Here is a 19921-nt window from a genome sequence, read left to right on the forward strand (position 1 = left end):
ATTTCAGCGACCGAGATAAACCTCGATCACCCGCTCATTGTCCTGCACCTGCGCCAGCGACCCCTCGGCCAGCACGCTGCCCTGGTGCAACACGGTGACGTGGTCGGCGATCGAGCCGACGAAGCCCATGTCGTGTTCCACCACCATCAGCGAGTGCTTGCCCGCCAGGGTCTTGAACAGTTCGGCGGTGAATTCGGTTTCGGCGTCGGTCATGCCCGCCACCGGTTCGTCGAGCAGCAGCAGTTGCGGGTCCTGCATCAGCAACATGCCGATTTCCAGGAACTGTTTCTGCCCGTGGGACAGCAAGCCGGCAGGGCGATTGACCGAGGCGGTCAGGCGAATGGTCTCCAGCACCTCGGCGATGCGATCCTTCTGCTCGCCGCTCAGGCGTGCGCGCAGGCTGGCCCACACCGACTTGTCGGTTTTCTGCGCCAGCTCCAGGTTCTCGAACACGCTCAAGGCCTCGAACACCGTCGGCTTCTGGAACTTGCGACCGATGCCGGCCTGGGCGATCTGCACTTCGCTCATCTGCGTCAGGTCCAGGGTTTCGCCGAACCAGGCCTTGCCGTGGCTGGGCCGGGTCTTGCCGGTGATCACGTCCATCAGCGTGGTCTTGCCCGCGCCGTTGGGGCCGATGATGCAGCGCAGTTCGCCGACGCCGATGTACAGGGTCAGGTCGTTGAGGGCCTTGAAACCGTCGAAGCTGACGCTGATGTCTTCCAGGGTCAGGATGGTGCCGTGGCGCGTATCCAGGCCCGGGCCGACGCGCTGGCCGAGGCCGATGGCCTCGCGGCTGCTGCCGGGATCCTTGTTCGGTTGCGGAGGGTAAAATGCCGGTTCCAGCATGAATTCTGCGGTGGCCGTGACTCTCATTGTTCACCTCGCTTTTTCAACAGGCCGATCACGCCCTTGGGCAGGTACAGGGTCACCAGGATGAACAGCGCACCGAGGAAGAACAGCCAGTATTCGGGGAACGCCACGGTGAACCAGCTCTTCATGCCGTTGACCACACCGGCGCCGAGCAGTGGACCGATCAAGGTGCCGCGCCCGCCGAGCGCGACCCACACGGCGGCTTCGATGGAGTTGGTCGGCGACATTTCGCTGGGGTTGATGATGCCCACCTGCGGCACATACAGGGCGCCGGCCAGGCCACACAGCACCGCGCTCAGCACCCAGACGAACAGCTTGAAACCCCGCGGGTCGTAGCCGCAGAACATCAGGCGGTTTTCCGCGTCGCGCAGGGCGGTGAGCACCCGGCCGAACTTGCTCTGCGCCAGGCGCCAGCCGATGAACAGGCTCGCCACCAGCAACAGCACCGTGGCGAAAAACAGCACCGCGCGGGTGCCCGGTTCGGTGATGCCAAACCCGAGGATCGTGCGGAAGTTGGTAAACCCGTTGTTGCCCCCGAAGCCGGTCTCGTTGCGAAAGAACAGCAGCATGCCGGCGAAGGTCAGGGCCTGGGTCATGATCGAGAAATACACGCCCTTGATCCGCGAGCGGAAGGCGAAGAAGCCGAACACCAGCGCCAGCAAACCCGGCGCCAGCACCACCAGGCACAGGGCCCAGGCAAAGCTTGAAGTGCCGGCCCAGTACCAGGGCAATTCGCTCCACGACAGGAAGGTCATGAACGCCGGCAAGCCATCACCCGCCGCCTGGCGCATCAGGTACATGCCCATCGCGTAGCCGCCGAGGGCGAAGAACAGGCCGTGGCCCAACGACAGCAGGCCGGCATAGCCCCACACCAGGTCCAGCGCCAGGGCGACGATGGCGTAGCAAAGGATTTTGCCGACCAACGTCAGGGTGTAGGCCGAAACGTGCAGCGCACTGTCGGCCGGCAGCAGCGACAGCAGCGGCAATGCCAGCAGGGCAAAGAGGACCGCCGCGCCAACGGCAATCGTGACTTTCGGGCCGGCCTTCTGTGTGGCCGTGAGCATGAGTGGCTGGTTCATCAGTCGATCACCCTGCCTTTGAGTGCGAAGAGGCCTTGCGGACGTTTCTGGATGAACAGAATGATCAGCGCGAGGATGAGGATCTTGCCCAGTACCGCACCGATCTGCGGTTCGAGAATCTTGTTGGCGATGCCCAGACCGAACGCCGCCAGCACGCTGCCGGCCAACTGGCCGACCCCGCCCAGCACCACCACCAGGAACGAGTCGATGATGTAGCTCTGGCCAAGGTCGGGGCCGACGTTGCCGATCTGGCTCAGCGCCACTCCGCCGAGGCCGGCGATGCCGGAACCGAGGCCGAAGGCGAGCATGTCCACGCGCCCGGTGGGCACGCCGCAGCAGGCGGCCATGTTGCGGTTCTGGGTGACGGCGCGCACGTTCAGGCCCAGGCGCGTCCTGTTCAGCAGCAGCCAGGTGAGCACCACCACGAACAGCGCGAAGGCGATGATGACGATGCGGTTGTACGGCAGCACCAGGTTGGGCAGCACCTGGATGCCGCCGGACAGCCACGCCGGGTTGGCCACTTCGACGTTCTGCGCGCCGAACAGCAGGCGCACCAGTTGGATCAGCATCAGGCTGATGCCCCAGGTGGCCAGCAGGGTTTCCAGTGGCCGTCCGTAGAGGTGGCGAATCACCGTGCGCTCCAGCGCCATGCCGATGGCGGCGGTGACGGCAAAGGCCACCGGCAGCGCGATCAACGGGTAGAACTCGATGGCCTGCGGGGCGACACGCGAGACCAGCAACTGCACCACGTAGGTCGAGTAGGCGCCGAGCATCAGCATCTCGCCGTGGGCCATGTTGATCACCCCAAGCAGGCCGAACGTGATCGCCAGGCCCAGGGCCGCGAGCAGCAGAATCGAGCCCAGGGACATGCCGCTGAACGCCTGGCCGAGCACTTCGCCGACCAGCAGCTTGCGCTTGACCTGGGCCAGGCTGGTTTCGGCAGCGGTGCGCACCGTCGCGTCGGTTTCGCCATCGCCTTGCAGCAGGCCTTCCAGGCGCGTGCGGGCCAGCGGGTCACCGGTTTCACCGAGCAGGCGCACCGCGGCGAGGCGCACGGCCGGGTCGCTATCGACCAGTTGCAGGTTGGCCAGCGCCAGGCTCAGCGCGGCGTGCACGCCCTCGTCCTGTTCGCCGGCCAGTTGCTGGCCGAGGAATTTCAATTGCGCCGGCTTGGCGCTTTTCTGCAATTGCTGCGCGGCGGCCAGGCGCATTTTCGCGTCGGCAGCGAGCAGTTGATGACTGGCCAACGCGGTGTCGATTAGCCCGCGCAGGCGGTTGTTCAGGCGTAGGGTTTTCGGCTGGCCATCGACGCTCAGTTCGCCTTGTTGCAGGGCGTTGAGCAATTCGATGCGCGCCGGGTCCGGTTGTGCGGCCCAGGTGTCCAGCAGTTGGGCTTGCCGGGTGGGGTTGGCGGATACGAAGTCTTCGGTGTCGCTGGCGTGTGCGGCCATGGGCAGCAACAGCGCGAGGACGAGGAGTAAACGATGGAGGGCAGTGGGCATAAACAGTCGCCTTCACGCGGGCAGTCTTGATGTGGGAGCGAGCCTGCTCGCGATAGCGGTGTGACAGGCAAGGATGCGGAGGCTGACGCTCCGCCATCGCGAGCAGGCTCGCTCCCACAGGGGGGAACTGTGTGGGGGCTGAGAGAAATGCCCAGCCCGCACACCCAGTGACTCAGTTACTCTTCACCGCATACTCCGGCTTCTTGTCGTTGCCCGGAATGAACGGGCTCCACGGCTGGGCGCGGATCGGGCCTTCGGTTTGCCAGACGACGCTGAACTGGCCGTCGGCCTGGATCTCGCCGATCATCACCGGCTTGTGCAGGTGGTGGTTGGTCTTGTCCATGGTCAGGGTGTAGCCCGACGGTGCGGCGAAGGTCTGGCCGGCGAGGGCTTCGCGGACCTTGTCGACGTCGGTGGACTTGGCTTTTTCCGCCGCCTGCGCCCACATGTGGATGCCCACGTAGGTGGCTTCCATCGGGTCGTTGGTCACCGCCTTGTCGGCGCCCGGCAGGTTGTGTTTCTTCGCGTAGGCCTTCCAGTCATCGACGAACTTCTTGTTCACCGGGTTCTCCACCGACTCGAAGTAGTTCCACGCCGCGAGGTTGCCCACCAGCGGCTTGGTGTCGATGCCGCGCAGTTCTTCTTCGCCTACCGAGAACGCCACCACCGGCACTTCGGTGGCCTTCAGGCCCTGGTTGGCCAGTTCCTTGTAGAACGGCACGTTGGAGTCGCCGTTGACCGTGGAGATGACCGCCGTCTTGCCGCCGGCCGAGAACTTCTTGATGTTGGCGACGATGGTTTGATAGTCGCTGTGGCCGAACGGCGTGTAGACCTCCTCGATGTCCTTGTCGGCCACACCCTTGGAGTGCAGGAACGAGCGCAGGATCTTGTTGGTGGTACGCGGGTAGACGTAGTCGGTGCCCAGCAGGAAGTAGCGCTTGGCGCCGCCGCCTTCTTCACTCATCAGGTATTCGACGGCCGGGATCGCCTGCTGGTTGGGCGCAGCGCCGGTGTAGAACACGTTCGGCGAGAGTTCTTCGCCTTCGTATTGCACCGGGTAGAACAGCAGGCCGTTGAGTTCTTCGAACACCGGTAGCACCGATTTGCGCGACACCGAAGTCCAGCAACCGAACACCACCGCGACCTTGTCCTGGGTCAGCAACTGGCGGCCCTTTTCCGCGAACAGCGGCCAGTTCGACGCCGGGTCGACCACCACCGGTTCCAGCAGCTTGCCGTTGACGCCACCCTTGGCGTTGATCTCGTCGATGGTCATCAGCGCCATGTCCTTGAGCGAGGTCTCGGAGATCGCCATGGTCCCGGACAACGAATGCAGAATCCCCACCTTGATGGTCTCGGCGGCCTGGACCGTCCACGTCATGCCCATCGCGGCGATGCTGGCCGAGAGGGTGAAAGCCTTGATCAAACTGCGACGCTTCATTGTGCGATCTCCATGAATTTATGAATTTTTCTGGTGGCTTATGCGGACTACTGAACACTGACTATGCAAGGGCCATAGCAAGGGCTGTGCCCAACTCTGAAAAGACCGAGCTTGAGCGGTTGCCGAGGGTGTGAATGAAGACGTGTGCACCACGCTGGCGCCGAAAAAGGCCCCCGGTGCACGCCATGCGCTGCGCTGGTGCCGGCCTGGTTTTCTGCATTGCGCATACATATGTACCGCAGCTTTGAGGGACGAATGTGGATCATGGCTTGTGCGAATTCCCCAAGGCTTTTGTGGGAACGCTTCACGGATGAGCAAGTTATGGAAAACGATCACACCAGGCGCAAGCCGCTCAAGGACTTCACGCTGACCACCCTCAGCCCGCCGATGATCAGCGCCGATGACGCCGCGCGTTTTGCCCACGAGGCGATTGGCAACAAGCGTGACAGGGAATACGGCGGGCTGATCGTGCAGGACGCCAGCGGGCGCTTTTTTGCAACGGCGCCGGTTGGCGGCAACCTGTACGTGGATTTCACCCGGCTACTGAAAGTGGATGCCCAGGGCAATTTCCTTCACCCGGCCGGCTACCGCTGCCATGGCCTCTATCACTCGCACCCCGACGTGCTGGCGCAGGTGATGAAAAAATACCCAGGCCTGCCCGAGGCCGGCGCCCAGGTGGCGATGAATTTTTTCACCGATGTCGAGAAGGCCTTCATGATCCGCCATCGGGATTTTGCCAAGGCGTTTTATCTGTCGGGCTCGGAAACCTGCCTGCTCAAATATGAACCGAGCGGCTCGGCGGCAGAGGACATGCTCGCCGTCGAGATCAAGAATGATCGCCCCACGGGGACGTTTCTGGTCATCGAGGAAATCATCGACGAACTGGCGAATACCGGGACGCTGAGTGTGGTGATACCCAACAAGCTATGGGGCAACGTCAGGGGGCAATTCGTCGGCAAGTGGGTGGTCCATCAGCCGGTGAACACAGCGAGAGTGCCGACCGAGCAGCCATTCTGCACGCCGATAGCCGATGAGCCTGTGGGGCTGGTCGACAAGTTCATGAACGCCGACAGCGCCAGCACCCACGTCGAGTTCATGGGGGCGGTGCTCAAGGCGCAGGGTACCGACGAATACGTGGCCACGTTCCCCTGGCGCGATCGCACCTCGATTGCGGCCGTGCTCGACGAGTTTCCCCGTCGCGCCGAGGGCGGGCCGCGCTTGCCTGCGGGGTTTTACATCGACGGGTTCTACGCGGTGACCCACGCCAAGCCTGCGCAGCTCCCGGCGCAGCAGGACTGGCTGTACAAGAATTTCTTCGCCCCGGCTGAACTGGCGGCGCTGATCACGCAGTCACGCCAGCGCGATGAGCTGCGAGCGGCATCGCGTGGCTTGACCCTCTACAAACGCACGCCCACCGAGGCGTTGCTCCGTTACACCTGCTCCGGTTCCGCGGCAGAAACGGCGCTGATGGCGGATAACGGCGAAACCCTGCAAAAGGCCCTCAAGGCAGGCGTGCTGACGCCCTACGAGTTTGTCCTGCAGGTGGCCGCGGCCGGGCGCCTTGAAGTGCTGCAGGCGGGCAACATCTGGGACAAGGCCGGCCAGGTCGGCCAGGACTGGCAGCCCTTCGAACGGATCCGCCAGTCGCTGAGCCCGGCGTTCCTCACCGCCGATGATGCCGCACGGCATGCGCATTACCAGATGAACACCCGCCGCGACATTGACCAGTTGGGCTACATCCTCGAGCGCGACGGCAAGTTCTTCGCCACCACGCCCGTCGACGGCGAGGTCTGGCAAAAGGACTGGGGCCTGCCGTTCGCCGGCGGGATCGCCACGCGCAAGGTCGAGCTGCCGGGCTATCGTTATGCGGCGGTGTACAACGCCACCGAGGACATCCGCGCGCGGCTCAAGGTCATGCAGCCGGATTGGTCGGCCGAGCGCATCGCGCTGCACACCAGCCTGCCCAACCTGCAACATCTGGAAGTGGTGATGTCCGGACGCGAGGGCATCACCACGCTGTACAACAGCGGCCCCGACGAGTCGCTGATCAAATACGTGCGGGTCGGCTCGCAGCAGGAGCGCAATTTCGCCGTGCTGCTCGACGGTGCGGTCAAGACTGGCGTCATGGACGAACAGCTCGACGGCTTCGATGCCACGGCGGAAACCCTGGTGAAGAAACTGGTCGCGCTCGGTGCGTTGACGGTGCTCAAGTCCAGCGGTGTGTGGAAGGGCTCAGTGGGCAAGGTGCCGGGTAACTGGGTGGCTTACCAACCCTTCGTCGCTGATGGTCCGGTGCAGCCGGCGCTCAGCTGGGTATTGCCCAACACCGAAGTGGGTGCGCAATGGGCGCATGACCTGATGCGCGAAAAGCCGGCGGTCGGCCAGGTCGCCTTCATTCTGCAAAGCCTGAAGAGCGGCGACAGTGTGGTCACTGAACCGCTGGTGATCGACGCCGGCAAAGCCGCGTTTACCCAGGCCTTGCAAGCCTTTGCCGGCAACAGACGGGGCCTCCCGGCGCTGCCGGCTGGCTATGCCCTGCAGGGCATCTGTTACCAGAGCGTGCCGGACGCGAGCTTGATACCCGCCCAACGGTGGCTGTACGAAAACTTCATCTCGGCCAGCGATTTTTCCGCGGCCATTGGCAGTGCCCGCCTGCACAAGACCGCAGGTATGGCGCTGTACCTCAGCACCCGCGACGGCGCCCGGTTGCGCTACCAGTTTTCCGGGTCGATGCAGGAGGGCCGCTTGTTCAGCGCTGTCATTGACGGCGATGAACAACGCGAACTGGAGAAAGGCACGTTGACCCCGGAGGCCTTCGTCTGGCGAGTGGCGGCGGTGGGGGCGCTGGCGGTGATCCAGACCGGCAAGCTGTGGGATGTCGAGGGCGCCGTGGGCACGTCCTGGTTCCCGTTCGCCCGCTACCCGAAGCTGCGCCTGAGCCCGGGGTTTCTCACGGCGGACGATGCAGCGCGGTATGTCCATGAGCAGATCGGCAACCAGCGCGACTATGAGTTCTGCGGTTATGTCATGGAGCGCGAGGACGGGCGGTTCGTGGCCACCGAACCCTGGGTGGTGGGCAAGGACGGGCGCTTCGCCGCCGATTTTGTCTACCCCGCAGATGCCACCGGCAAACCGATCCTGCCCGAGCAGCATGTGCTGCGCGGCGTGTACGCCTCGCGCCTGGCGTTGTCGAGGTACGACGTGCAGCGCATGAAACGCCACGGCTGGAACCGCGAGCAGACGAGCATCGACGCGCAATTGTTCAGCGACGCCGACCTGCATGCGATCTTGCAGAATCGTCCGCAGGCCCAGGTCGCCTATCTTTCGTGCGCTGAAGACGCGCTGATCGCCTACGACCTCAGTGGCTCGGCGGCAGAAAAAGAGCTGATGGTGCACGTGACACCGGGGAAAAAAACAGCCCGATGGCCGAGGCGTTGGCGACGGGGGCGCAGTTGCCCGAGGACATCGTCAAGCAGCTGGCCGCGGCGGGCGGTTTGCGGGTGTTGCTCGCCAATGAGCTGTGGGGTTCGCGCGGCATGGTCGCCGAGTACTGGAAAGCGTTCGCCGAACCGCGCCCCTTCGAAACGCCGGAGCAGGTGGCGTTCGGTGCGGTGTTCGCCGACGCGGATTCGGCGGTTCGCGATGCGCACCGGCGGGTACGACGCCAGGGCCCGGAGCAGACTTGTTTTGCCTTTGTCTTCAAGCATGCGCAAACCGATCAATACGTGGTCAGCGAAACCGTGCCGGCCAACCAGCGCCAGCCGCTGTTTTCCCAGGCCAGCCTGTTTCGTATCGAGGAGGCCGGGACGTTTTCCTACCCCACCTCGTTCAAGCTGTTCGGTCTGTTCTACGCCCGGCAGTGCTTGCCGCAGCATCTGCATCCCTCCGAGCAATGGCTGGGCCGGCACTTCATCTCTTCAACGGATTTGTACAACGGCTTTTTCGAGGCCAATCGCTGGCGAACCGCAGGGGAAAAAATCGGCTTGCCGATCTATCTGTCGACCCTGGACCTGGCGCTGCTCAAATACCAGGCGCCCACTGCGACGACCTTGTTCGATGCCGCGATCCAGCCTTCGGGGGAGGCCGAAGATGTGCACGTGCAACTGGCCAGCGGGCAATTGTCGGCCAGGGATTTTGTCAGCCGGGTGATCGCCCAGAGCTGGTTGACGGTGCTGGAGGGCAACGACTGTTGGGGAACGCCTGGGCCTTCGCGGCTGGGCGCGGATTTCCAGCCTTTTGCCGGATTCATCCGCCGTCCCCTCAGCCCGGCATTCACTGCGCAGGCCGATGCCGTGCGTTATGCCGAGCGGCAGTTGGGTGCGAACCGCGAACAGGTTCACGGCGGGTTGGTGCTCGAGCGCAGCGATGGGCTGTTCGTCGCCACTGCGCCGCTGCCGGTGGTCAGCGAAGATTTTGATCCCAAGTCGATACTGCCCGATGAAGAGGTCACGCCGGAGCTGTTGGCCTCCGGTTGCAAAATCGTCGCCCGCTATCGCAACCGGGTGGCGACGCCGTTGCCCTTCCTGATACAGGGCGACGCGCGGCGGGTCTATCGAGATTTTTTCTCGACCCCGGTGCTGGCCACGGCGCTGGCGTCCGGGCATTTGTGGAGCCACGAATACCTGCTCGGCGCGCAGGGTTCGATCCTGTCGTTCAGCTTGCAGGACCCGGAGGCCGACTTGCTGAGCGTGGCGCAAAAGAGCGCAAGGGCGACTCGCCTGGCGGAGTTGGAGAGCCAGCTCGCCGCGTCCAGTGACAGCCCCCATGACCCGTGGAGCAACCTGATCGAGCGGCGGATGCGCAGTGGCGCGAGCAGCCCCGTCGAGCTGGTCGAGCAGTTGGTCGGCGTAGGTCGCCTTGACGTGGTGCAAAGTAGCAACCTGTGGGGGCCGGCGCTCAAGCTGGGCAAAGGCTGGCAACCGCTGAAACAGGGTTACCAGGCGCCCGAGTCGGTGCGTTTTGCCGTGGCCGATCGGGCGTTGAGCCCGGCGTTCTGCCACGCAGACGATGCCGTGCGGCATGCCCATCAACAGGCCGGCAAACGCGAGCAGTGGCGCTTTGGCCTGGTGCTGGTTTCAGCGCGCCTGGGCCATGCGGTGACCAGCTTGCCGGTGACCGCCGATGACCTGAAGTTTCCCCATGCGCGGGTGTTCCCTGGCGGGCAGTTGCCCAGTGGCTATTCGGTGCAGGGTCTGTACTTGTGCGCACCGGCCCGCCAGCCCGACGAGTTGCCGCGCAGCGAAGTGTTTCGCAGCTTTATTCCGCTCTCGGTGCTGGTGGCCGCGTTGTCGGCGGTAAAGGTGTTCGCGGCGGGAACGCTGAGCGGGTTTCAGCCGTTGTACCTGTCGTGCGCTGATGGTGCGTTGCTCAGGTACCAGGGTTCGCTTTCAATGCCGGCCTGGGATCGCGACCTGCAAACCCATGTTGCGATGACGGCGTACGTCCAGTCGTTGCAGGGCGATGACAACCCTGCCGACTACATTCGCAAGGTTGCAGGCGGTAGGCAGTTGGAGGTGTTGGTGCCGAGTGCCACCTGGGCAATGACTGGGCCTGTCGGGGCCAAGTGGTCGCCAGGCAAGATCGTGGAAAAACCTGCGGCGGCCGATGAGCGCCTGGCGCTGGGGCCCTTGTGTGCTCACCCGGACGATGCGGCGCGCTGGGCCTGGCAACGGGCTCGCGGCAAGGCGCAGTTGGCGGCGATCCTGCGCGACGGTCACTTGAATTTTGTCGCCACCGAACCGCTGGAGGATGCCGGCCCCACCGTGCCGGTCGGCCTGCGGGATGACTCGCCGGCGTTTCGACGCTTGTTTATCGGGGTGTTGTTCCCCGGTTACTCGCGCAGCAATCCCGGCCCCTCGAAACGCTACCCGGCGGGCTACGAAGTGATGGGCGTGCAGCAGCTGTACAAGGTGAACGATGAAGCGTTGGCGTTCGAACGCACGTTGCAGCGCAACTTCATCGCCCACAATGAAATCAGGGCGAGCATCGCGGTGCTGGCGACGGCGGTCGTTGCCAATAGCCGTTACTACCTGACCCCGCTCAACGGCGCCTTGTTGGTCTATCGCCCCAGCTACCTGGACGCCGAATCGCGGGTGCTGCTGGACGGCTGGAGCGAGGCGCAGAAGCTCTCGAAGGTGCTCGACACCCTGATCCGCAGCGGCCGCCTGGACATCCTGGAGCCTGACGAATTCTGGCGGCCGCGGGGGCGAGTGACGACCAAGCGGTTGCAAGAGATCAGTCGCCGGTCGAGTTGATCCACCCCAACCCTGTGGGAGCGAGCCTGCTCGCGATAACCGTCAACGATAATGAGGGGTGCCTGACACCCCTCGGTGATCTTGGGTTCATCGCGAGCAGGCTCGCTCCCACAGATGTTCCAGGTCAGCGGGTTCGAATCAGGCCGAACCCGCCTCCACCTGCCGGCTGACCCGCGCCATCAGCAGGCGATCCAGCAGCCATACCACCACCAGCGAAGCGCCCACCAGCGGGAACACCACGGCCAGGGCCAGCATGATCGCCACGCCGGTTTTCCAGGTAGGCAGGTCGTGGCGCAGAGGCGGTACGCCGAACTTGCCCTGTGGCCGGCGTTTCCACCAGATCACTACGCCGCTGACGGCGCTGAGCAGGATCATCAGGCAGATCAGCAACACGATGATCTGGTTGAGGGTGCCGAACATCTTGCCTTCATGCAGCATCACGCCCAGCTCGGTCGCCCGGGCAACCGGACCGTATTGCTCCCAGCGCACGTCGGCCAGGACCTTGCCGCTGTACTGGTCGACATGCAGGGTGGCGTCGTTGCGCGGGTCGTCGGCGAATACCGCGATGGTGAACACGCCGGTGTCGGTGGTCGGCAGGGTGATGCTGTAGCCCGGCTCGACCTTGCGTTGTTCGGCGATGTCCTGCACGTCCTGCAGGCGGATGGTCGGTGCCGCCGGGCCTGCGTGGGCAGCGCCGTGGTTCATGTGTTCGGCATGGTCGCCGGACATCGGCATCGGCGTGTTTTCCATCGCCCATGGCACGGTCTGGCGAGTAGCGGTGTTGAGGCTGCGGGCCTCGAGGTCGGACTTGGGCATGTCGTTCCACATGGCATCGGGAAACTTGTTCCACACTTCCGCGTACTGCTTGCCCCAGAAGCCGGTCCAGGTCATGCCGCTGAGCAGCATCACCAGCAGCAACGAGGCGCCCCAGAAACCGGTGACGGCATGCAGGTCGCGCCACAACACACGGCCACGGCTGCTCAGGCGCGGCCACAGAATGCCGGCCGCCTGGCCACGGGGCCACCACAGGAACAGGCCGGACACCACCAGCACCACACCCCAGCCGGCGGCCATTTCGATCAGACGGTCACCGACCGTGCCGATCATCAACTCACCATGAATCGCCCGCGCCACGGCTTGCAGGTTCCACTTGGCATCCTGCTCGCCGAGGATGTTGCCGTGGTAGGGGTCGACGAACACGTTCAACTCGGTGCTGCCGTTCTGCACGACGAACTGCGCGCTGCGCTCGGCGCTGACCGGCGGCAGGTACTGTTTGACCGCCGCCTGCGGGTAGGCGTCCTTGACCCGCTTGAGCAAATCGTCGGCCGCCACCGTGTGATGCCCGGCCGGGACGTTCAGCAGGCTGCCGTACATCAACGGATCGAGCTGCGGCTTGAACAGGTAGATGGTGCCGGTCAGGGCCAGCATCACCATGAATGGCGCGACGAACAGACCGGCATAGAAATGCCAGCGCCAGGCCAGGTTGTAGAAATTCACTTTGGGCTGTTTCATCGGTTGTGCTCCGCTTGGCGTGGAACTGTTGTAGTTGTCTGGTTTGTTCCCTGTAGGAGCGAGCTTGCTCGCGATGACGGTGTGTCAGATATATCAATGGTGGCTGACACGCCGCCATCGCGAGCAAGCTCGCTTCTACAGGGGTGGCGCGGTACGGTTTAGAAACTCATATCCACCTTCGTCCAGAACGTGCGTCCCGGTTCCTTGATGGCTTGCGGGTCATTGGCCGGGTAGCCGAAACCGGCGTTGCCCGCCAGGTTCAGGTGCTCGGCGTACGCCTTGCCGAACAGGTTGTCGACGCCGCTGCTGACCTTCCAGTTCTTGTTGATGCGGTACGCGCCGTTGAGCGAGAACACACCAAAGCCCGGGGTTTTGGTGAAGTCCTTGCCGACCACGTTGCCCTTGTTCTGGTCGATGCGGTTTTGCGCCGCGACCACGCGCCACAGGGCGCCGGCGCTCCAGTTGTCTTCGCTGTAGGTGAGGCCGAATCGGGCATCCAGTGGCGGCATCTGCGGCAGTGCCTTGCCGTCGCTGCTGTTCTTGCCCCAGGCGTAGGCCAGGGTGGCATCGGCTTTCCAGTTCGAGGTCAGCTTGTAGGCCGCGCCCAGCTCCCCGCCCATGATCCGCGCGTCGATGTTCGAGGCTTGTGACGTCATGCCCATCATGCCCGGCGTGTAGTTGAACAGGATGTAGTCGCGGATCTGCCCGATATAAGCCGAAGCCCAGGCATCGACGTCGTCGGTCTTGTATTGCAGGCCGAAATCGAACTGGGTGGTTTTTTCCGGTTTGATCGAGTCGAAGGCATTCACCGAACCTGCCGGCCCGGAGTTGGGCGAGAACAGCTCCCAGTAATCCGGGAACCGCTGGGTATGACCGAGGCCGGCGTACAGGGTGGTCGGGCTGTCGGCCAGGTCGTGCTCATAACGCACGAACCCGCTCGGCAGGGTGTCGGCACGGGTGTCGTCGGCGGTCGGGTTGGCCCGGGTGGACATGCCGGAACCGGTGGTCTGCCGGAAGTCCTTGGCGGAGGCGCGGTCCAGGCGGGCGCCGCTGATCAGGCGATCACGCTCGGCGGCGTACCAGGTCAGTTCGCCGAACACGCCATAGTTATGGAAGTCGGCGTCCTTGGTGTACGGCAGATCCTTGTAGGTGTCGATGCCCATGCTGCTGCGCTGCCGATGTTCGTTGGTCTGCGCGTCGATGCCGCTGATCAACTGTACATCGGCCCAGCGCCAGGTCGCCTTGATCCGGCCACCGAGGGTCCGTCGATCGACGTTGGAAGCCATCGGCCCCGCCATCATCCCGGTGCCCGACGGCGTGCGCAGGGTGTAGTTGTCCATCACGTGGTCGGCGTAGTTGTAGTAGACCTGCGCCTCGAGCTTGTCCAAAACGTCGCCGATGTTGGATTTCTCGAAACGCAGGCCCAGGCTTTCGCGCTTGAACTGCGCACCGTCCATGCCGCGCCCGGCGTAGCGCGCTTCGCCATCGCCCTTGCCGGCGGTGAGTTCCAGCAGCGTGTCGGCGTCCGGCGTCCAGCCAACCGCTACATCGCCGTTCCATTTGTCGTAACGCGAGGCCACGGTGTCGTTGTTGCCATCGCGATAGTCATCGGCCTGGGCGGTGTTGCCGATCACCCGCACGTAGCCCAACGGGCCACCGGCGGCGGCATCCACGGTCTTGTCGAAGCGGCCGTTGGAACCCGCCAGTACGCTGGCGTTGACCCGCGTACCCAGCTCGCCGAAGCTTTCCGGTTCACGGTCGAACAGGATGGTGCCGGCCGACGAACCCGGGCCCCAGAGTACGGTTTGCGGGCCTTTGATCACCGTGAGCTTGTCGTAGGTTTCCGGGGAAATGTACGAAGTCGGGGCGTCCATGCGCCCCGGGCAGGCGCCGAGCATCACGCCGCCGTTGGTGAGGATGTTCAGCCGCGAGCCGAACATGCCGCGCAGCACCGGGTCGCCGTTGGTGCCGCCGTTGCGCACCAGGGCGAAGCCGGGGATGGTCTTGAGGTAGTCGCCACCGTCGCTGGCCGGCACCGGTTGGCGCGGGTCCTTGGGGTTGGTGACGACGGTCAGTGGCGAGCTGGGGGCGATGGCGGTGATCACCGTCGGGCTCAGTTCCTCTTCGTGGCCGGCGTGGTCGTCGGCCAGCACCATGGGCGTCAACAAGGCGCCGCAGAGAATGGCGGTGGCGTGCCCGAAACGTACGCGCGTGGCGTTCAGGGCAAAAGAAGCTTGGGCAGGGCTCAAGCGTGAGTCAGCAGAAAACCTGGACATGACAATTTCCATCGAACAGTCGTAAACGATACGGACGGCAGCCTGCGCGTGTTCTGTGGGCGTGCTCGCGTGCGCCCGGCGTCAAGAGACGTCGTCGGCAGCGCAAGCCGGCTCGCTCCCACAGGAGGCTCTGGCTGTCTTCGGACCGTGTGATATCGGGGTGTTTACGCGGCGACGGGCGGCGCGCGGGTGCGGGCGCCGGGGAAGAAGGTGGACCGGGCGTGGCCCAGGCGTGTGGCGGGAGTGCTGAAGGTGTTGGTCAGCGGTACATCGAAGGCAACGAAGGACTGGCCGCCCGTCAGGGCCGGGCAGTTGAACAGCAGGCTGCAATAGCCGCACTTTTCCCAGATGGCATGGTGGCTGGCCTTGGGCGGGCAATGCTCGGCGGCGGGCATCGCACCATGGTCGCCGTGATCCATCGACGACATGTCCATGCTCATGTCCATCGACATGTTCATGGTCATTGCGGCGGCGCGTTGATCCATCGGCATCGACTGGGAAATCAGCGGACCGATGAAGATCATCAACATGGCGAACAGGCTGATCCAGCTGCCGCGAGTCAGTCCCCGGGACTGACGGCGGGCGGTGGATAACCGGGTGCCAGGCGTGCGCATGGGCGTATTCGGCTCTTACGGTTTATGCACGTGGGTCTGTGTGCCGTCGGGCGCCTTTTTCTGCACCGCGACTTCGACGGTCACGTCACCGGATTTTTCGAAGTGCATCGTCATCGGGAAACGCTTGCCGTCGCTCAGTTGGCTGCGGTCCTTCAGATCCAGCAACATCACATGATAGGCCATCGGCGCGAAGGTCACGGTGCCGCCTGCCGGGATTTCCACCTTGGGCACCTGCTGCATTTTCATCAGGTCGTTTTGCATGACGTGTTCATGCAGTTCGGCGACGCCGGCAATCGGCGAATCGACGCTGAGCAGCGTATCTGCCGCCTTGCCGGTGTTATGAATCACGAAATAGGCGGCGACCGTCGGTGCGTTCGGCGGCAGTTCCTGTGACCAGGGATGGGCGATTTCCAGATCGCCCACCTTGTATTCATGGGCATTGGCAAAGCAGGCAGGCAGCAGCAACGCGGCCAGGACGATGAGTTTGTTCAACATGGCAGTTCTCCGAATGATTCACGACGCAGTCAGTTTGCGAAAAGGAATCACGCCAGAGGGGATGCACGGGGGTTGAGGCTGGGCCATTGCTGGCGCGGGGTGGGGCTGTCGAGTGTGGCGGCAGGCAGGCTGCGGTTGCTCTCGAACTGGGCGAAATAGAGTTGCGGCACATGGCCGGGCAAGGCGACCAGCGGTGCGCTGCCGGAACAGCACCAGCAGTGCTGCATGTTGGAGTGTTGTTCGCCTTGCGACGGCTTCTGCTCAAGATCGCCCAGCGAGATCGCCACCATGCGGGTGCCGCTGGAGGAGCAGAAACTGCCCCACATCAACTGCTCGGCGGGGGCGTTCGCCGCCTGCGCCATCGCTCCGGTCATCGGCATGGCGAGCAGGTTGAACAGCACTGCGAAGCAGGCTATCCAGGCAATTGCGAGCCGTTGTCGGGACATGGGACGAATCCGGTTGGGTGAGCGATCAGACGCGGCTATTTAGCCTGATCAATGCCGATAAGTAAAAACACCGCGTGCGGTTTGGTGTCGCAGTGCCAGCACCTCATAACCACATGATAGCTGTGATTTGGCGATTGCCACTGTGGGAGCTTTCGCTGAACCTGTAGGAGCGAGCATGCTCGCGATGGTCGTCAACGATAACGCTGGCTGGCTGGATGCCAGCGGTGTCTGGGCCACCATCGCGAGCATGCTCGCTCCTACAGGGCATTGAATACATCGGCAATCGTGCTGAACTCCCGATCCACCTGCGGCAACACCGGCCGCTTCAACACCAGCACTGGCACCCCACGTTCACGGGCGACTTGCAGTTTCGGTTCGGTGGCCGTGCTGCCGCTGTTCTTGCTGACCAATACATCAATCTGTCGACGCTCAAACAATTGCCGCTCATCGTCGAGCAGGAACGGTCCGCGTGCGCCGATCACTTCGCAGCGTGGGGTCGCAGGGTAAACGTCCAGCGCGCGTAAGGTCCAGAATTGCTCCGGCGGAATTTCATCCAGGTGTTGCAGGGGCTCGCGGCCGAGGGTGAACAGCGGGCGGCGGAACGGCTTCAGGGCCTGGATCAGCTCGGCCCAGTCGCTGACTTCACGCCAGTCATCACCGGCCTGTGCCTGCCAGGCCGGGCGCCGCAGGGCCCAGCAGGCAATGCCGCTTGCCTTCGCCGCCAGCGCCGCGTTGTGGCTGATCTGTGCGGCGTAGGGGTGAGTGGCGTCCAGCAGCAGGTCGATGCCTTCATCGGCAATGAACCGCGCCAGGCCCTCGGCGCCGCCATAACCACCGACACGCACCTGGCAGGCCAGGTCGTTGGGCACCCGCCCGATACCCGCCAGGCTGTAGATGTGATTCGGCCCCAGCGTACGGGCGATGGCCAGGGCTTCGCTGACGCCGCCCAGCAGCAAGATACGTTTCATGGCATGACTCCAGCCTGGCCGACGATCCCACCCTGGCGATCAATGGCGAACACTTCGATCTGTACCTGCGCCGGCACCACGCTGCGGGCGAATGCCAGGGCGTGCTGGCACACCGCATCGCCCAGGGCGATACCGGCTGCGCTGGCCATCGCCAGGGCTTGCTGGCTGGTGTTGGCTGCGCGAATCGCCTGCTGCAACGGCGCATCGGCGCCCACGGCCGCAGCCCACTCGGCCAGTTGCGGCAGGTCGATGCTCGAATGCCGGCTGTGCAGATCCATGTGGCCGGCGGCCAGCTTGCTGATCTTGCCGAAACCGCCGCACAGGCTGAGCTTTTCCACCGGCACCTTGCGCAGGTGCTTGAGCACCGCGCCGACGAAGTCGCCCATCTCGATCAGGGCAATCTCCGGCAGGTCGTACACCCGGCGCATGGTGTCTTCGCTGGCATTGCCGGTGCAGGCGGCGATGTGCAGGTAACCATTGGTTTTCGCCACGTCGATGCCCTGGTGGATCGAGGCGATGTAGGCCGAGCAGGAGAACGGCCGGACGATGCCGCTGGTGCCGAGGATCGACAGCCCGCCGAGAATGCCCAGCCGAGGGTTCATGGTTTTCAAGGCCAGGGCTTCGCCGTCCTCGACATTCACCGTGACTTCGAAACCGCCTGGATAACCCCGCTCCTGGGCCAACGCCGTCAGGTGCGCGCTGATCATTCTGCGCGGCACCGGGTTGATCGCCGGTTCCCCGACCGCCAGCACCAGGCCGGGCCGGGTGACCGTGCCGACACCACGGCCGGCACGGAAGGTGATGCCCGGTTCAGCGCGCAAGCGCACCTGGCTGAACAGCAGCGCGCCATGGGTCACGTCCGGGTCATCGCCGGCGTCCTTGATCGTGCCGGCCTCGGCGCCGTCATCCAGTTGTCGGCAGAACTCCAGGCGCATCTGCACGCGCTTGCCCTTGGGCAGGACGATCTCCACGGCGTCCGCGCTCGTACCACCCAGCAGCAACCGGGCGGCAGCCAGGCTGGTGGCGGTGGCGCAACTGCCGGTGGTCAGGCCACTGCGCAGGGGCGCGGGTTGTTCGGCGGTTTCGTCACGCATCGAGGGGTTTGACCACGTCCAGCAGGGTAATGGGCAGGGCCTGACGCCAGGTGTCGAAGTCGCCCAGCGGTTGCGCCTGGGCGATGTGAATACGCGTCAGCTCGCCGCCATGCCGCTCGCGCCAGGCCATCAGGGTTACTTCACTTTGCAGCGTCACCGCGTTGGCCACCAGCCGGCCACCGGGTTTGAGCTGCGCCCAGCAGGCGTCCAGCACGCCCTCGCGGGTGACGCCGCCACCGATGAAAATGGCGTCCGGGCGTTCCAGGCCGGCGAGGGCCTGCGGCGCCTTGCCGCGAATCAGTTGCAGGCCGGGCACGCCGAGGGTGTCGCGGTTGTGTTCGATCAGGGCCTGGCGGCCTTTATTGGCTTCGATGGCCAGCGCCCGGCAACTGGGGTGGGCGCGCATCCATTCGATGCCGATCGAGCCACTGCCCGCGCCGACATCCCACAGCAACTCACCAGGCACCGGGGCCAGGCGCGCCAGGGTGATGGCGCGCACATCGCGCTTGGTCAGTTGGCCGTCATGCTCGAAGGCCGAGTCGGGCAGGCCGGCCAGCCGCGACAGGCGCGGCGCGTCGGCGCTGGCGATGCAGTCGATGGCGAGCAGGTTGAGGTCGGCGACCGGTGTGTCGGTCCAATCCTCAGCCAGGCCGTCGACGCGACGTTCGGTCGGGCCACCCAGATGTTCCAGCACGGTCATGCGGCTGGGGCCGAAGCCGCGCTCGCGCAACAGGGCCGCGACTGCCGCCGGACTGTGGCCGTCGTTGCTGAGCACCAGCAGGCGCACGCCGCCGGACAACTGTGCATTGAGCGCCGCCAGGGGACGGGCCACCAGCGACAGCGTGACCACGTCCTGCAACGGCCAGCCCATGCGCGCGGCGGCCAGCGAACAGGAGGAGGGTGCGGGCAGGATCAGCATTTGCTCAGGGGGCAATTGACGGGCGAGGCTGGCGCCGACACCAAAGAACATCGGATCGCCGCTGGCCAGTACGCACACCGGTTCGTCGCGCAGGGCCAGCAGCGGCTCCAGGGAAAAAGGGCTTGGCCAGGTCTGGCGCGCGCCACGAATGCACGGCGGCAACAGGTCCAGATGTCGCTGCCCGCCGAAGATCCGCGAGGCCCGCAGCAGCGCGTGCCGGGCATTTTTGCCCAGGCCTTTGAAACCGTCTTCACCGATGCCAATCACTGTCAGCCAGGGCGTCATGCCTGCTCCTTGAAAAAAACCACCCACCGGGCGCGGGCGGGATGATACCGCGCCGCCGCGGTTTTTCCCCCTGTTTGCCGACTGGACGCCCACGGGATGCCGGTCGGCAACGGTAAATATCTTGAGGTACATCGAGGATTGTTGCGCCCATGGGGATCTGATTAGTGTG

The 19921-nt window shown here is 64.4% G+C and carries 13 protein-coding genes; 1 reads left to right on the top strand and 12 read right to left on the bottom strand.

Annotated elements, in window-relative coordinates; genetic code table 11:
* Positions 1–3 precede the first annotated feature (3 nt).
* The 4 genes from urtD to urtA all read right to left on the bottom strand — a co-directional run bounded on the left by urtD (position 4) and on the right by urtA (position 4889).
* Positions 4–873: an urea ABC transporter ATP-binding protein UrtD gene (urtD, locus tag ABVN20_RS16715; RefSeq protein WP_368556813.1), complete on the bottom strand. Its 870-nt coding sequence runs from the start codon at positions 871–873 to the stop codon at positions 4–6.
* Complete coding sequence (urtC, locus tag ABVN20_RS16720; RefSeq protein WP_368556814.1) at positions 870–1949, bottom strand: urea ABC transporter permease subunit UrtC; 1080 nt, start codon at positions 1947–1949, stop codon at positions 870–872. The genes urtD and urtC overlap by 4 nt, the downstream gene beginning before the upstream one ends.
* Positions 1949–3451, bottom strand: a complete 1503-nt coding sequence (gene urtB, locus ABVN20_RS16725) for an urea ABC transporter permease subunit UrtB (protein ID WP_368556815.1) — start codon at positions 3449–3451, stop codon at positions 1949–1951. Before urtB ends, urtC begins: the two co-directional genes overlap by 1 nt.
* Positions 3452–3623: 172 nt before the next feature.
* Positions 3624–4889, bottom strand: a complete 1266-nt coding sequence (gene urtA / locus ABVN20_RS16730; protein WP_368556816.1) for an urea ABC transporter substrate-binding protein — start codon at positions 4887–4889, stop codon at positions 3624–3626.
* A gap of 321 nt (positions 4890–5210) precedes the next feature.
* Here urtA and ABVN20_RS16735 point away from each other — a divergent pair, with 321 nt between their 5' ends.
* A complete protein-coding gene (locus ABVN20_RS16735; protein WP_368556817.1) occupies positions 5211–9038 on the top strand; it encodes a DUF4329 domain-containing protein in 3828 nt (1275 codons plus the stop codon).
* Positions 9039–11281: 2243 nt separating this feature from the next.
* Here the strand turns inward: ABVN20_RS16735 and ABVN20_RS16740 are convergent.
* The 8 genes from ABVN20_RS16740 to cbiE all read right to left on the bottom strand — a co-directional run bounded on the left by ABVN20_RS16740 (position 11282) and on the right by cbiE (position 19752).
* Positions 11282–12655, bottom strand: a complete 1374-nt coding sequence (locus ABVN20_RS16740; RefSeq protein ID WP_368556818.1) for a PepSY-associated TM helix domain-containing protein — start codon at positions 12653–12655, stop codon at positions 11282–11284.
* A 158-nt stretch (positions 12656–12813) separates the two neighbouring features.
* Positions 12814–14931, bottom strand: a complete 2118-nt coding sequence (locus ABVN20_RS16745; protein WP_368556819.1) for a TonB-dependent copper receptor — start codon at positions 14929–14931, stop codon at positions 12814–12816.
* Positions 14932–15095: 164 nt separating this feature from the next.
* The gene (locus tag ABVN20_RS16750; protein WP_368556820.1) at positions 15096–15545 is read right to left on the bottom strand and encodes a DUF2946 domain-containing protein; all 450 of its coding nucleotides are present in this window, start codon (positions 15543–15545) and stop codon (positions 15096–15098) included.
* Positions 15546–15560: 15 nt separating this feature from the next.
* Positions 15561–16040, bottom strand: coding sequence for a copper chaperone PCu(A)C (locus ABVN20_RS16755; RefSeq protein ID WP_368556821.1), 480 nt, complete (start codon positions 16038–16040; stop codon positions 15561–15563).
* Positions 16041–16087: 47 nt separating this feature from the next.
* A complete protein-coding gene (locus ABVN20_RS16760) occupies positions 16088–16486 on the bottom strand; it encodes a DUF2946 domain-containing protein (RefSeq protein WP_368556822.1) in 399 nt (132 codons plus the stop codon).
* Positions 16487–16743: 257 nt separating this feature from the next.
* Entirely contained in the window at positions 16744–17454 is a 711-nt protein-coding gene (locus ABVN20_RS16765; RefSeq protein WP_368556823.1) for a cobalt-precorrin-6A reductase, read from the bottom strand.
* Entirely contained in the window at positions 17451–18548 is a 1098-nt protein-coding gene (locus ABVN20_RS16770; protein ID WP_368556824.1) for a cobalt-precorrin-5B (C(1))-methyltransferase, read from the bottom strand. Before ABVN20_RS16770 ends, ABVN20_RS16765 begins: the two co-directional genes overlap by 4 nt.
* On the bottom strand, positions 18541–19752 hold the full coding sequence (cbiE, locus tag ABVN20_RS16775) for a precorrin-6y C5,15-methyltransferase (decarboxylating) subunit CbiE (RefSeq protein ID WP_368556825.1): 1212 nt from the start codon (positions 19750–19752) through the stop codon (positions 18541–18543). Before cbiE ends, ABVN20_RS16770 begins: the two co-directional genes overlap by 8 nt.
* Positions 19753–19921 lie beyond the last annotated feature (169 nt).

Source organism: Pseudomonas sp. MYb118 (assembly GCF_040947875.1).
Classification (GTDB): domain Bacteria; phylum Pseudomonadota; class Gammaproteobacteria; order Pseudomonadales; family Pseudomonadaceae; genus Aquipseudomonas.

Bases quoted from the DNA above. Each gene is read 5' to 3' on its own strand.
- ABVN20_RS16770 (WP_368556824.1), bottom strand. From the start codon at position 18,548: ATGCGTGACGAAACCGCCGAACAACCCGCGCCCCTGCGCAGTGGCCTG.
- urtD (WP_368556813.1), bottom strand. From the start codon at position 873: ATGAGAGTCACGGCCACCGCAGAATTCATGCTGGAACCGGCATTTTAC.
- urtC (WP_368556814.1), bottom strand. From the start codon at position 1,949: ATGAACCAGCCACTCATGCTCACGGCCACACAGAAGGCCGGCCCGAAA.
- ABVN20_RS16745 (WP_368556819.1), bottom strand. From the start codon at position 14,931: ATGTCCAGGTTTTCTGCTGACTCACGCTTGAGCCCTGCCCAAGCTTCT.
- ABVN20_RS16755 (WP_368556821.1), bottom strand. From the start codon at position 16,040: ATGTTGAACAAACTCATCGTCCTGGCCGCGTTGCTGCTGCCTGCCTGC.
- ABVN20_RS16760 (WP_368556822.1), bottom strand. From the start codon at position 16,486: ATGTCCCGACAACGGCTCGCAATTGCCTGGATAGCCTGCTTCGCAGTG.
- urtB (WP_368556815.1), bottom strand. From the start codon at position 3,451: ATGCCCACTGCCCTCCATCGTTTACTCCTCGTCCTCGCGCTGTTGCTG.
- cbiE (WP_368556825.1), bottom strand. From the start codon at position 19,752: ATGACGCCCTGGCTGACAGTGATTGGCATCGGTGAAGACGGTTTCAAA.
- ABVN20_RS16735 (WP_368556817.1), top strand. From the start codon at position 5,211: ATGGAAAACGATCACACCAGGCGCAAGCCGCTCAAGGACTTCACGCTG.
- ABVN20_RS16750 (WP_368556820.1), bottom strand. From the start codon at position 15,545: ATGCGCACGCCTGGCACCCGGTTATCCACCGCCCGCCGTCAGTCCCGG.
- ABVN20_RS16740 (WP_368556818.1), bottom strand. From the start codon at position 12,655: ATGAAACAGCCCAAAGTGAATTTCTACAACCTGGCCTGGCGCTGGCAT.
- urtA (WP_368556816.1), bottom strand. From the start codon at position 4,889: ATGAAGCGTCGCAGTTTGATCAAGGCTTTCACCCTCTCGGCCAGCATC.
- ABVN20_RS16765 (WP_368556823.1), bottom strand. From the start codon at position 17,454: ATGAAACGTATCTTGCTGCTGGGCGGCGTCAGCGAAGCCCTGGCCATC.